This window comes from Falsiphaeobacter marinintestinus, assembly GCF_007923355.1.
Classification (GTDB): Bacteria; Pseudomonadota; Alphaproteobacteria; order Rhodobacterales; family Rhodobacteraceae; genus Phaeobacter_A; species Phaeobacter_A marinintestinus.
In genome coordinates this window covers 72,435-85,164 of record NZ_VOGO01000004.1, presented here as the reverse complement: position 1 = coordinate 85,164, position 12,730 = coordinate 72,435, and the positions used below count along the sequence as shown (strand labels likewise).

The following is a 12,730-nucleotide window of genomic DNA, read 5'->3' as shown; positions in this document are numbered from 1 at the left end:
GCAGCCGACACGGTTGGAAAACCGCGAAGCGCGCCTAGAACCCAAGATGCCAGAAAACCGGCTTGCGCGTGCCAAGTGACTTGCGCAATTCGCGGTGGCGTTTGCCCAGAAAGGCGGGGATATGCGTGGTTTCCCGGAAGCCGAAGGCTTTCGGCAGTGTAGAATACAACGATTTCGGCGGCTTGGCTCCGTGAATGTTTTTCAGGACGGCACCACTGTCGGGACGATGCATGTAAAAATCCGAGCATCCGACATGGTCGCGCATCAGTTCCAGCGCCACCAGCAGCATCACCTTTGGCCAAAGCTTGTCATATTGCTCGCGCAGCGCGGCCTCATACAGCATGGCCGAGCGGGTTTCGCGGGATCGCGGTTTGCGGGCGGCCAAGTCTTCGACCTCTTCGCGGACAAAGCGCAGCCAGTCTGACTGCACCTCTTCGATCAGCACGGTGCCGGTCTTTGGGTCCAGATCAACGCGGGCCCAGGCCAGCGTCGGACGACCGGTCAGGCGGATCGGGTGGGCCTCAAATTCGAACGCTTTGCGCCCGCCCGTGCTCAGATACCGCCCCATCAACGCGGCGTGATCAGAGGGAAACCCCAACTGGATCACCAGGTTGGTGCCCGGGCGGCTGGTCTGTTGCCAGGCGAAGTTTTCGGCATCACCCCAGGCTGAAAAGCTGAGTTCGAAATCAAGCCAGGGGTCGGCATAGATCGCGTTCAGTTGTGCAGCCCCCGCAGCGCTGAGGTTGTTCCAGTTCGGTGTATGTGTGGCATAGGCCAGCGCCAGCACATCCTGCAGCCGCAGGGTGCCGCCGCATCCGGCCACCAGAGGTTTGATCAGAGGGCGGTTCAACAGCTTGCCAAGGCCCATCCGGCGCAGATCGGCCACAGGCGTGTCACCGGGCATCAGGTGGGCCAGCAGCCATGCGTCTTCGCGCCCGGGGTAATAGGCATAGGCGATCCGCCGGGGCAGTCCGCGTAACAGGGTGGCGATGTCTTTGATCTGCATGGGCCGGGGTCCGTCGGGCGTTTCGCGCCCGCGGATCCGCGCGGGCAATTCAGGTCAGGTGGTGATAGCCGGTGTGTATCGGCTTGACTGTGAACTGGTTCATATTGAGATCCTTGAGGCGCAATGCGGCCTCTGGGTTGCGATGACGTTTGGATAGGACAGCGTCCGATTCGAGACAATCCCGTGTCTGGCAGGTCGCGTCGCCGGTGCATTTTCGCAACAAGGGGTGGGTTAGCCGCGCGACGCCTGCATCAGACGCACGACCTCGTCATCCGTCGTCTGCCCGAAGGTTTCATAATATGCGCCCACGGCGATGAAGGGATGCGGGACCTCAAGGCAGATCACAGTGTCCGCTTCGCGTTCCAGGACCTCAAGCGTGTCGGCCGGGGCGACTGGAACAGCCACCCAGATCGCTGCCGGGTCTTGACAGCGCAGGGCCTGAATCGCGGCCCGCACCGTAGCACCCGTTGCGACGCCATCATCGACAAGGATTGCTGTGCGGCCCCTGACGGGTGATGTCCGGTGATCTGACAGGTAAAGGGCACGACGTTGGTCCAACTCATCCTGAAGCTTGGCGATCTGCGAGTCGAAATCGGAACTGGCAAGACCGACCGAGTCAATCAGGTGCTGATTAAAAAGGATGGTCGGTTCCGGCCCATCAACAAGCGCACCCGCTGCGAGTTCGCGATTGCCCGGCATGCCGATCTTGCGAACCAGAACAAGGTCCAGCGGGGCGTTCAGACGCTGTGCCACGATGGCACCCAAAGGGACACCCCCGCGCGGAAGGGCCAGGACAACCGGGTCAATTGGTGCCGCAGCGGCCACGGCTTCGGCCAGCTTTGCTCCTGCGTCTGTGCGGTCCTTGAACATGGCGGCGCCCCTTGAATTGAAACGCCGTCATTATGCCATCGTCACAACGCAAGGGCGAGACCCAGCGCGGTGTAGGAGATTATTCGACGAATAATCTCTTGCGAAAATCTTCGTCGAAGATTTTCTAGCCGCGCAAGACGCCACCCGTGGCCTTGACAACCTTATCGACGATCTTCTGGCTGACAGCTTCGATCTCGGCTTCGGTCAGGGTTTTGTCGTTGGGCTGCATCCGCACGGTCACGGCAAGGGATTTCTTGCCGTCACCCAGCGAGCCGCCGATGAATTCATCAAACACCCGCACGCCTTCGATCAGGGTCTTGTCGGCCCCTGCAGCGGCGTTGACCAATGTGAGCGCTTCGACATCTGCATCGACAACAAAGGCAAAGTCACGTTCGACCGCCTGAAGGTCGCGCAACTGCAGCGCCGGACGGGATGCACCCGACTTGCGCGGTTGCGGCACCTGATCAGGCCAGATCGTAAAGGCCATTGCAGGGCCTTTGATGTCCATCGTCTGCAGCACTTTGGGGTGCAATTCACCAAAGATGCCCAGCACCTTTTTCGGACCCAAACAGATCTTGCCGTGGCGGCCCGGATGCCACCACGCATCGGCGCCACGCAGGATCTGAACCTTGGCGGGCGCACCAATGGCAGCCAGCAGGGCCTCGGCGTCAGCCTTGACGTCGAACACATCGACCGGGCGCGAAGCCCCGTGTACGTCTTTGGGGCCTGACCGGCCGACCAGCAGACCAGCGATCTGGTCGTGCTGTTGTTCTGGTTCGCCGCCATCAAAGGCCGGGCCGACCTCGAACAAGGCCAGATCCATATAGCCGCGCGCCTGATTGCGCGCTGCGGCCTGCAACAGGCCGGGCAACAGCGACGGGCGCATATGGCTCATCTCGGACGAGATCGGGTTTTCCAGCATGCTGCCGTCATCCCCGCCACCAAACAGCGCCGCGCTGGCCTGATCGATGAAGGTATAGCTGACGCATTCGTTGTACCCGAGTGCCGCACCGGTGCGCCGCGCCATCGCCTTGCGGCGTTGCTGCGGGGTCATCACCGGTTTGGTCACACCATCGGACAGGCGCGGCAGGGGTTTGCCCTGAAGCCCGGTCAGCGAGGCGATGCGCGCGACCTCTTCCACCAGATCGGCCTCGCCCTGCACATCAGGACGCCAACTGGGCACGTGGGCCATGTTGCCTTCCAGACGAAAGCCAAGGCGGGTCAGCGTCTGACGCTGGTCGCTTTCGGGGATATCCATACCGACCAGGCTTTGCACCCGTGCGGCATCCAGCTTGTAGGCGCGGGCATGGTTGGGCACATCCCCAGCGATCACGACCTCGGACGGCTCCCCCCCGCACAGATCGATGATCATCTGAGTGGCCAGTTCCAGCCCGTCCATAGTGAATTCGGGGTCGACGCCGCGCTCAAACCGATAGCGCGCGTCGGAGTTGATCTTGAGCGCCCGCCCGGTCAGAGCGATCTGGACGTTGTCCCAGAACGCGCTTTCAAGGAACACGTTCACGGTGTCTTCGGTACAGCCGGTTTCGGCCCCGCCCATGATGCCGGCGATGCTTTCGGGTCCGTTGTCATCCGAAATCACCATCATGCCGGGTTCAAGCGTGTATTCCTTGTCGTCCAGCGCAACGATCTGTTCGCCACCGGCGGCGCGGTGCACCCGCAAGGCGCCAGACACCTTGTCCGCGTCAAAGACATGCAGCGGGCGGTTGCGGTCATAGGTGAAGAAGTTGGTGATATCGACAAGCGCCGAGATCGGGCGCAGGCCGATGGCCAGCAGCTGATCCTGCAACCACTGCGGAGAATGACCGTTCTTGACCCCCCGGATCAGACGACCGGTGAACAGCGGGCAGCCATCCAGCGTGTTCTCATCAATGGTGACCTTGATAGGAGACGCGAAATCACCTGGCACCTGTGCGATGGGGCGCGATTTCAGCGTACCAAGACCACGGGCCGCCAGATCGCGGGCGATGCCTTCGACGCCCAATGCGTCGGGACGGTTCGGAGTGATCGCGATTTCGATCACGGGGTCGATCTTGGACGGGTCGTTTTCGGCCAGCCAGTCAACGAATGTCTCGCCGACTTCTCCAGAGGGCAGTTCGATGATGCCGTCATGTTCGTCTGATAACTCAAGCTCGCGTTCGGACGCCATCATACCGTGGCTTTCGACGCCCCGGATATTGCCGACTGACAGGGTCACGTCGATGCCGGGCACATAGTCGCCGGGTTTGCACAGGACGACAGTGATGCCTTCGCGTGCGTTGGGCGCGCCGCAGACGATCTGTTTTTCACCGTCGTTGGTTTCTACCTTGCAGACCCGCAGCCGGTCGGCGTCGGGATGCTGTTCCGCGTGCGTCACCTTGGCCAGCGTAAACGCGGCCAGCCGGTCGGCGGGGTTCACGATCTCTTCGACCTCAAGGCCAAGGTCGGTCAGGGCATAGGCGATCTCGTCCACGGTGGCGGTGGTGTCGAGGTGATCTTTCAGCCAGGAGAGGGTGAATTTCATAGCGCAGGGCCCTTTGGCAGACAGGATAGGTCGCCAGAGGCAATGACAAAGATTGGCGCAAGGTGCAAGCCTAGCGACTATGGCGCAGGGTTCGACGCGGAAACAAATCCGTTGCAGGTCGTTGGATCACTTGTCGAACCGGGTACCCTTGAGCAGTTTTCGTGTCTTCATCGTTTTCGCGAATTGATCTTTCCTGATCTCATCGCGCTTTGTCCAAACCTTACTGTGTGCAGGCATATAGATCTGAACACCGCCGATCACGACAACGAAATAGGAAACGAAAACCCAAATGGGTGCAAGAAACAGAGCAATTGCAAACCCTGAAAGTGCGATTGCGAGGATAGCGTTTCCATGCCACCGCGGGCTGCGTTCGGCGTGGTCCAGACACCGGTTGTAGATCCCGGTCATGAATGCACTGAGTTCATACATGGCCCGGCCTTAACAACTATTCCTTGAACTTGCGGGCCAGATCGTCGGCATCGCCCATATTGGCAAGCTTCAGTTCTCGTATCAGGCGCAGGGTTGGTTTCGCGGCGAACATCAGCGATCCGATCAGGAAAAGCCATGTGCCCGCATAGGTGAGGCTTTCATAGAAGAAAAAGATCGACCCCACTACGAAGAGTGCCGCCGCCGAAAAATCAATGATCGTATAGACGATTTCGAAAACCGCATACAGCCGCCGTTTTTCGGCGGTGTCATGTTGCGAGGTGTCTTCGAACAGCATTTATGGCCCCTTCGGAGTCAGTTCTTTTCGGAAACCGTGTTGGGCGTGCCCTCGGCCCCGGCGAACACGGCAAGGATGCGGGTGATCCCGTCGCCGGTATTCTGACCGTTATGTTCGCTTTCGAACGCTTCGACAAAACTGTCGCCGGTTTTATAGGTCTTGGTGCCGTTCGGGCCATAATCGACGGTGATCTCACCTTCGAGGATATAGGCAAACAGCGGGGCCTCGTGCTTGTGCCAGCCGGTTTTCTGACCGGGCTGCATGGTGACGATGGCGCCGGTGATCTTGGCCTGCCCTTCGGGATATTCAAAGGGCTGGCCAATGGTGGTTGTGGTGGTCGACAGCAGGACGTCAAGCGGCGGGTAGGTGTCTTTGGCGGTGGCCGTTGTGGCGGCAAAAGTCACTACCGACAGCGTGATGCCAACGTGCAAGGCGGCTTGGAACCTCATCGTGTTCTTCCCTTTTCGCAAGACCGGCTATGCGCCCGTCGTTATCGGGACAATCCCCCATGCAATGTCGGCACGTCCAGCGCCGAGAAGCCGTAGTGGCGAAGCCAGCGCAGATCGCTGTCGAAGAAGGCGCGCAGGTCGGGGATGCCGTATTTCAGCATCGCGATGCGGTCGATGCCCATGCCAAAGGCAAAGCCCTGCCATTCGTTCGAATCGATATTGCCCGCCTCAAGCACCTTGGGGTGGACCATGCCCGAGCCAAGGATTTCAAGCCAGTCGTCACCTTCGCCCACTTTCAGCGTGCCGCCTTCCCATGAACAGCGGATGTCGACCTCGGCCGAGGGTTCGGTGAAGGGGAAATGCGAGGCACGAAAGCGCAGTTCGACATCATCGACTTCGAAGAACGCCTTGACGAATTCTTCGAGCACCCATTTCAGGTTCGCCATCGAAATGTTCTTGTCGATGGCAAGGCCTTCGACCTGGTGGAACATCGGCGTGTGGGTCTGGTCGTAATCAGCACGATAGACGCCCCCCGGGCAGATCACGCGCAGCGGTGCACCGGCTTGCTCCATCGACCGGATCTGAACCGGTGACGTGTGGGTGCGCAGCACGTGCGGCGGGCGATTGTCGCCCTCGGCGCGGTGCATATAGAACGTGTCCATCTCGGCCCGCGCGGGGTGGTGGCCGGGGATGTTGAGCGCGTCGAAATTGTGCCAGTCGGTTTCGATGCGCGGCCCTTCGGCGACGGCAAAGCCCATCTCGGCAAAGATCGCGGTGACCTCTTCCGTCACCTGACTGACCGGGTGCAGCGTGCCCTGACGGGTGGCCCGGGTCGGCAGGGTCACGTCAAGCCATTCGGTGCGCAGGCGTGCATCCAGCGCGGCATCGGCCAGCCCGGCCTTTTTCGCGGCCAGTGCGGAATTGATTTCATCCTTCAGCGCGTTCAGCGCGGGGCCGGCCACCTGACGCTCGTCCGGGGTCATCTTGCCCAGTTCGCGCATCTTCAGCGACACTTCACCCTTTTTGCCGACGGCACTCACGCGGATGGTTTCCAGCGCGTTTTCGTCAGCGGCCTCGGCAATCTGGCCCAGATACTTTGCCTTAAGATCGTCCATGACGGTCCTCTGAAACTTGGTCACGTCCTGCTAGCCGGGCCTTTGCACGATTGCAAGCGGCGCAACGGCACATTGGACAGGATATCCTGCTCTGGCACAGGGTGAAGACCAGAGATTCGGGAGATTATCGAAATGACGAAGCTTGACGATGTGCTGGCTGATGCGGTCACAGCACGGCAGGTGCCCTTTGCGGTGGCGATGACCGGGACCGCCTCTGGCATCACCTATTGCGGGGCAGCAGGCGAAGCTGCGGCGGGGCGGTTGGCGGGCGAGGATACGGTGTTTCGCATCTATTCGATGACCAAGGCAATTGGATCTGTTGCCGCGATGATCCTGATCGACCGGGGACTGCTAAGCCCGGACACGCCGGTGGGGGATATTCTGCCCGCGTGGAACGATCTGCCGGTTCTGGACGGATGGGACGGCGACACACCTGTGTTGCGGCCTCAGAAAACCGTCGCCACGATCCGCCACCTGGCCACCCATTCCAGCGGGATGGCGTATGAGTTCTGGAACCCGGATGTGCTGCGCTATCTTGAGGCGACCGGTATTCCGACAGTGATGTCCGGGAAACGGGCCGGGCTGAATTACCCGCTGGCCAGCGATCCCGGCACGCAGTGGGGATATGGCGGGTCGATCGACTGGCTGGGGCAGATTGTCGAAGCCGTGGACGGGCGGCGGATCGATGCGTTCTGCTATGACGAGATCCTTGGGCCATTGGGCATGACGGATACACGATTTGAACCCGACGGGCTGGAGGATCGGCTGGCAGACGTGTCGATGCGGGTCGGGGCAGACGGGTTTCGTCCGACCAGAATGGGGCCGCCAAAGCACCCGGAATTCTATGGGATGGGCCACGCATTGTATTCCACGGCGCCGGATTACATGGCCTTTCTGAGGATGGTGCTGAACCGGGGAACGCTGAACGGGGTTCGGATCTTGTCGGACGACGCATGGGACCTGCTGGCAAACGACCAGATGCAGGGGCTGACCTTTGCCAAGATGACAGCGGCAGCCCGGGGCAGCACAGATGTGGATTATCCGGGCCGCACCATGACGCACAGCTTTGCATTCCTGCGCAATGAAGAGCCGTGGCGCGGCAAACGCAGTGCCGGTTCGCTTGGCTGGGCGGGTATTTGCAACACCCACTACTGGATCGATCCGGCGCGCGATCTATGTGCCGTGCTTATGACCCAGTCGCTGCCCTTTATCGAATCGCCCTTCCTGCAGGCCTATGACGCGTTTGAGCGGGCGGTATACGCCGAACTCTGAGCGGTCTGCGACTATGTGGATAGCGCCCTATACTATTGAACCCTTGAATATATGCGGTGTTTTCAAGAGAATTGACAAAACATGGCAGCAGACCAGCATGGGTTGCCTGTCGGCCCAGGTTGGCCCGGTACGAGTTTAAAATCGGATGTTCAGGACCAGCCCTTTGCTGCGATCTGAGCGGAAATGATCGGAAAAGACAATGAAGTCCATTTGGAAAACCCTTGCGTTTTGTGGTGCCGCTGTGATGGCCCTCAACCCCTCGTCCGTGCAAGCTTCGGATTGGGAGTATGAAGCCACAATTTACCTGTTCACTCCTGAAACCAAAACAGCCATCACATCACCCGCCGGGCGGCTGGAAGGGACTTTGAGCTTCAGCGATGCGCTGAGCAATCTGGACATGGCCTTTATGGGGGCATTCGGGGCCAGTAACGGGACATGGAGCGTGTTGGCAGATTACATGTTGACCGACCTGTCGTTCGGAAACGACACACCCGGCCCGGCGTTTTCGGGCCTGAACACCACGATGAAAACTCAGATCTTCAACGGCTATGTCGCATACCGGGTGTATGATACCCCGACCGTGCAATTGGATCTGGCCGGTGGTTTTCGCTGGTTCGACACCGAAACCGTTTTGACGCTGACACCCGGACTATCGCCCGGACGTACCAGCCGGGCACATGAGAACTGGATCGACCCGGTTGTCGGCCTGAGGGCGCGGTTCGACCTTTCAGACAGGTGGACGGCGACGGCGTTCTTTGACTATGGCGGGTTCAGCAGTGACAGTGAATCCTATCAGGTTTTGCTGACGGCCGATTATGCCCTGAACGATGCCTGGGTGCTGCGCGGCGGATATCGCTATATCTCGGTCGATCACACGATGGACAACGGCAATGATTTTGAGTTCAGCCAGTCCGGCCCGATCTTCGGCGCAACATTCCGGTTCTAAGCTGGCGGGTCTTTCAGGCGGGGGCTGGAAAACCGAGGGGCGGGTACTGTGCATAAGATTTTGTCTTTGAGGCGTCTTGCTGTGTTCCTTGGGTTCTGTGCCGGTTTTTTCGGTGTCTCGCATTCCGCGACAGCGCAGACCTATGGCGAACCCGCTTTCGGCAGCGAAACACGTCAGGACATTCTGGATGCGATCCGGCCCCAGGCGGAATGGAGCTTTGCGCCGCCCATCGCGTTTGTGGTTGGCGAAATCCGGGTGGCGGGTAACGTGGCCTTTGCAACCGTTCGCGCCCAACGCCCCAGCGGTGAACAGATCGACATCTTTACCACGCCCGATGCCCTGCGCGGCCAGTTGGACCCGCAGGCCGGCAACGGGCCGACGATGGAGGTCTTGTTGCAGAAATCCGGCCGGGTCTGGGTTGGGGTCCACTATGGCCTCAATTCGTCTGAAGGCTGGTGGTATGATCCGGTCTACTGCCCGATCTGGTCTGCCGTTCTTCCCGAAGTTTGCCAGTAACACTGTTGGCGTCACAGGACTGTGAATCCGGTATTGTTCAGGGAAAAGCGCCCAGTACCTTTTTCGCGGCGTTTTCAGCAGCGGCCCTGTCCTGATTGGGTGTCGGGCTGAAGATGAACATGACCCGACCCGCGCGATGCCACACGGTGAGCTGAGAGATATCGCCCGCCCACATGGCCGCATCGCCAAGATCAATCTCTTCGATGACAGCGGCAGCACCGATCGTCGTGCGCAACTCGTCGATTGCTTGGGCGCGCAGCGTCGTGGCATCGGGCACTTTGGCGGCCAGATTTTCGCGCACCATCAGCGTCATGCGCGCGGCCAGATCAGGCGTTTCGGCAGAGCACAGGCTCATGCGGACATATTTGTTTTCGTTGGCCGGACCTGGAACATAAGCCGCGTCTGCACCTAACGTTCCTGCCATATCGATGGCTTCGAGCACGTCACAGGCTCCGGGAATTGGCCCGGCAGCAGACGGTTTTCCCACGCCTGCCAAAGCCACGAACAAGATCAGAACAACAGCAAGACGTTTCATTGGATCACCTCTGCACCAGTTCGACGCGCCGGTTCAGCGCGCGCCCCTCTTCGGTCAGGTTTTCAGCGACCGGGGCCAACGGGCCAATCCCGGCGGCTTGCAGCCTGCTTGCTGCGACCCCGTACCGTTTGGTCAATGCCGTCACCACCGACGCCGCCCGCCGTTTCGACAGGTCGATGTTATAATCATAGCCACCGGTCATATCGGTGTGACCGACGATGAAAACCTGCCGGTCAGGGGTCGCGGCCAAAAACTTGGCGATCTCATTTAGCGTCGGATCGGACTCGGGCGTCAGCGCGTCGGAATCATGGGCAAACTGCACCCCGTAAAGAGAAACGCGCCCCTCCGCAGACAGGCTCAGGGCCATTTCCTCGGCCGAAACAAACTCCATCCGCCGGGTCAGCGGTTTACCGTCGATGACGTCCATCAGAACCAGCGTTTTCTCGTAGAGTTGGGGAAAGTGATCGAACGTTTCAAAGGCGGCATAGATCGACACAGATCGGCCGGTTTGGGGATGGGTGGCCAGCAGATACCGCTGATCATCGCGCGGCAGACTGAACACGGCTGCAGTCACGCGGCCCAGCGTTTTAAGCTGCGCATCGCGCGGATAAAGGTATTGCGACATCGCGCTGACAGGCCCGCACTCCTGCTTGCCGCAGCTATACAGTGTTTCATAGCCCGCCTCGGTCAGCTCAGCCTCGTAATTGCGGATGACTTCCAGCGGCGACCGGTCTCCGGGAACAAGGTAAATCACCCGCGTGCGCGGCCCCTCAAGCGTGGTGCTGCTTACCGGGCCGTCATAGGTGACCGTGCCGGTTGGGACTGACATATCGTCGAACCCGGATTGATCATAGCCGATGATCAGTGCGCCTTCGATGCGTTTCAGATCCGCCGGATCACTGGTTCCGGGTGCATCAGCCACAATGTCTTGCGCGAAAGCCGGGGTTGCCAGACTGGCGAGCAGGGCAAGTGTCGGGATAAGGCGCATGGCAGACTCCTTTAAGTCAAACACTGGTATCCGCAGATGCGGTTCAGGACGTCACAAAAGGCGCTGCGTCAGAGGCGTCGGGCGCAAGCCAGAACTGACGCACTGGATAGGACAGTACCAAGCAAGAAGAGACACGCAAGCGCGACAAGAGGCCCCGACTTCGGTGTCGCGTGATCCCGCTTATGACAGGTGAAGGACGCACGGGCCGTGCGCTTTGGCAGCCGGTCAATCCCGGTTCTGAGGCTTCATCGGACGATCCGGTTCGGTTCAGGTGTCCTTTGCCAAGCCTTCATCAGTTGGTTCGACCAACATCCAAAGCGCGTCGCGCGGCTTATTTCCCGCCCAGAAGCGCCAATGCCTCGGCTTCGACGTTTCGAACACGTCGCAACCAACCTTTGCCAAAGGTCGCAAAGGTGGGCAGACCCTGATAAAACTCTGTCCGCAGCTCGCTGAACCGGCGAATAATGTGTTCAGGGTCGACGGCAGCGACAGCCGCCAGGGTAATCGGGCCGACCACCCCGTCGTCCTTGACCCCGACCACACGCTGAAGCGTCTTCGCGGATCGTCCCGGTCCGGCATTGACGCAAAAATCAAACGCAACCAGATCGACCCCGTCCGGCAGGTCATCGCAGCTGAGCGCGTTCCAATAGTTCGCGCGGTAAATCTGCTTGGCTTCATCCTTTGTCAGGTTTCGGACGTCATCGACGGAAATACTGTCAGGGTGACGCCATGCTTTCAGCGTATTGAACGTGATGCCCATATTCGTCGCGCCGCCCGGGTCTTCCGGATGGTCCACGAACCCGCCTTCGGCCTCAAGAATTGGTTCGATACACCGCGAGAACCCCGTCTCATTCGCCAGTTTCCGTGTCCGCACCGTTGGTTGTGGCTGGGACAGCGGCGTTGGAATCTGGATGGTGGGGGCTTTTGCAACCTGCTCCAAAAGCCGTTGTTCGCGGCGTTCTTCCGACACCACGCGGCGGGATTCGACCGACATCGTGTCGATATCTTTTTGCTTCGACCCTTGCGACGAACCAAGCCAGAAACTGACAACAGTTGCAAACGCCGCCGTCAAAGCCCCAATCACAATATTAACAATTTGAAACAGGCGTTCGCCCTGAGCAGATTCAGCTTCAAGCAACGGCGTTTCGAAAAGCAGCAAAACCCCAAGGATCGAAAAAAATCCGGCCACAATGATTGTTGAAATGACCGGAGGTGCCCAAGCGAATTTGCTGCCGCTTATCGCAAGATCCTCGAAACCCCGACGGGCATCACGCACATCTGATAACCGTTCCTTGAATTCATTAAGCTCGTGTTGGCGCTTGGACTCGGCTGCGGCGAGGTCGGTTTTCAGCATTTCCATTGCCTGAGCATGCGATGCCTCAAGCTGGCCAAGCTCGAACTGCCGTTGATCCGCTTCCGCTTTACGTTCGGCTTCACGGTCAGCCTGCTCTACTTCGGCGGCAATTTCCGCCAAACGGATACGCAGGTCTGCGGCCACTTTGGGATTTTGCGCGATAACCTTGCTCGCACCGTCAGGATCGCCTGTGCTGGTGGCTTCTTTTACCGCATCCTCGATTGCAGTCGATACAACATCAACTGATCCGTGGTGTTTCTTTGAAAGTACAATTTTCAGAATTTCCGGCAGCACACTGCCGGCAATAGCAATAAATGGGCTCATCTCCAGCGTCCCTATTCAATTATTCTTTGAAAGCCCCTCAAGTAAAACACTTTTTTGCTTTTGAGTCACTTGCTTTCCAGCTTCGCTCGGGAAAGCAAGTGAAGACGTGA

Annotated in this window: 12 protein-coding genes; 3 read left to right on the top strand and 9 right to left on the bottom strand. The window is 59.4% G+C overall.

Going from position 1 to position 12,730, the window contains the following annotated elements; genetic code table 11:
• Positions 1–34 precede the first annotated feature (34 nt).
• The 6 genes from FOY56_RS10195 to pheS form a co-directional block, all read right to left on the bottom strand.
• Positions 35–1,006, bottom strand: a complete 972-nt coding sequence (locus tag FOY56_RS10195; RefSeq protein WP_146345743.1) for a hypothetical protein — start codon at positions 1,004–1,006, stop codon at positions 35–37.
• Positions 1,007–1,237: 231 nt separating this feature from the next.
• Positions 1,238–1,876 (bottom strand): phosphoribosyltransferase, encoded by a 639-nt coding sequence (locus FOY56_RS10190; RefSeq protein WP_146345742.1) that lies wholly within the window; start codon positions 1,874–1,876, stop codon positions 1,238–1,240.
• Between the two features lie 124 nt (positions 1,877–2,000).
• Positions 2,001–4,397 (bottom strand): phenylalanine--tRNA ligase subunit beta, encoded by a 2,397-nt coding sequence (pheT, locus tag FOY56_RS10185; RefSeq protein ID WP_146345741.1) that lies wholly within the window; start codon positions 4,395–4,397, stop codon positions 2,001–2,003.
• A 445-nt stretch (positions 4,398–4,842) separates the two neighbouring features.
• The gene (locus FOY56_RS10180; protein WP_146345740.1) at positions 4,843–5,121 is read right to left on the bottom strand and encodes a YrhK family protein; all 279 of its coding nucleotides are present in this window, start codon (positions 5,119–5,121) and stop codon (positions 4,843–4,845) included.
• Between the two features lie 17 nt (positions 5,122–5,138).
• Positions 5,139–5,570, bottom strand: coding sequence for a cupin domain-containing protein (locus tag FOY56_RS10175; protein WP_146345739.1), 432 nt, complete (start codon positions 5,568–5,570; stop codon positions 5,139–5,141).
• A gap of 41 nt (positions 5,571–5,611) precedes the next feature.
• Entirely contained in the window at positions 5,612–6,685 is a 1,074-nt protein-coding gene (gene pheS / locus FOY56_RS10170; protein WP_146345738.1) for a phenylalanine--tRNA ligase subunit alpha, read from the bottom strand.
• A gap of 132 nt (positions 6,686–6,817) precedes the next feature.
• Here pheS and FOY56_RS10165 point away from each other — a divergent pair, with 132 nt between their 5' ends.
• From FOY56_RS10165 to FOY56_RS10155, 3 genes are all read left to right on the top strand, one after another.
• Positions 6,818–7,957, top strand: a complete 1,140-nt coding sequence (locus FOY56_RS10165; protein ID WP_146345737.1) for a serine hydrolase domain-containing protein — start codon at positions 6,818–6,820, stop codon at positions 7,955–7,957.
• Positions 7,958–8,156: 199 nt separating this feature from the next.
• Positions 8,157–8,903 (top strand): porin family protein, encoded by a 747-nt coding sequence (locus FOY56_RS10160; protein ID WP_146345736.1) that lies wholly within the window; start codon positions 8,157–8,159, stop codon positions 8,901–8,903.
• Positions 8,904–8,969: 66 nt separating this feature from the next.
• Positions 8,970–9,419, top strand: a complete 450-nt coding sequence (locus tag FOY56_RS10155) for a hypothetical protein (protein ID WP_146345735.1) — start codon at positions 8,970–8,972, stop codon at positions 9,417–9,419.
• 37 nt (positions 9,420–9,456) lie between these two features.
• Here the strand turns inward: FOY56_RS10155 and FOY56_RS10150 are convergent, their stop codons facing one another.
• The 3 genes from FOY56_RS10150 to FOY56_RS10140 form a co-directional block, all read right to left on the bottom strand.
• Positions 9,457–9,954 (bottom strand): hypothetical protein, encoded by a 498-nt coding sequence (locus tag FOY56_RS10150; RefSeq protein ID WP_146345734.1) that lies wholly within the window; start codon positions 9,952–9,954, stop codon positions 9,457–9,459.
• A gap of 4 nt (positions 9,955–9,958) precedes the next feature.
• Entirely contained in the window at positions 9,959–10,942 is a 984-nt protein-coding gene (locus FOY56_RS10145) for an OmpA family protein (protein ID WP_146345733.1), read from the bottom strand.
• Between the two features lie 331 nt (positions 10,943–11,273).
• Complete coding sequence (locus FOY56_RS10140; protein ID WP_146345732.1) at positions 11,274–12,620, bottom strand: glycoside hydrolase family 108 protein; 1,347 nt, start codon at positions 12,618–12,620, stop codon at positions 11,274–11,276.
• Positions 12,621–12,730: the final 110 nt, after the last annotated feature.

What these genes read in the sequence shown, in the direction of transcription:
- FOY56_RS10195 (WP_146345743.1), bottom strand. Translation starts at nt 1,006, where the DNA reads ATGCAGATCAAAGACATCGCCACCCTGTTACGCGGACTGCCCCGGCGG.
- FOY56_RS10190 (WP_146345742.1), bottom strand. Translation starts at nt 1,876, where the DNA reads ATGTTCAAGGACCGCACAGACGCAGGAGCAAAGCTGGCCGAAGCCGTG.
- pheT (WP_146345741.1), bottom strand. Translation starts at nt 4,397, where the DNA reads ATGAAATTCACCCTCTCCTGGCTGAAAGATCACCTCGACACCACCGCC.
- FOY56_RS10180 (WP_146345740.1), bottom strand. Translation starts at nt 5,121, where the DNA reads ATGCTGTTCGAAGACACCTCGCAACATGACACCGCCGAAAAACGGCGG.
- FOY56_RS10175 (WP_146345739.1), bottom strand. Translation starts at nt 5,570, where the DNA reads ATGAGGTTCCAAGCCGCCTTGCACGTTGGCATCACGCTGTCGGTAGTG.
- pheS (WP_146345738.1), bottom strand. Translation starts at nt 6,685, where the DNA reads ATGGACGATCTTAAGGCAAAGTATCTGGGCCAGATTGCCGAGGCCGCT.
- FOY56_RS10165 (WP_146345737.1), top strand. Translation starts at nt 6,818, where the DNA reads ATGACGAAGCTTGACGATGTGCTGGCTGATGCGGTCACAGCACGGCAG.
- FOY56_RS10160 (WP_146345736.1), top strand. Translation starts at nt 8,157, where the DNA reads ATGAAGTCCATTTGGAAAACCCTTGCGTTTTGTGGTGCCGCTGTGATG.
- FOY56_RS10150 (WP_146345734.1), bottom strand. Translation starts at nt 9,954, where the DNA reads ATGAAACGTCTTGCTGTTGTTCTGATCTTGTTCGTGGCTTTGGCAGGC.
- FOY56_RS10145 (WP_146345733.1), bottom strand. Translation starts at nt 10,942, where the DNA reads ATGCGCCTTATCCCGACACTTGCCCTGCTCGCCAGTCTGGCAACCCCG.
- FOY56_RS10140 (WP_146345732.1), bottom strand. Translation starts at nt 12,620, where the DNA reads ATGAGCCCATTTATTGCTATTGCCGGCAGTGTGCTGCCGGAAATTCTG.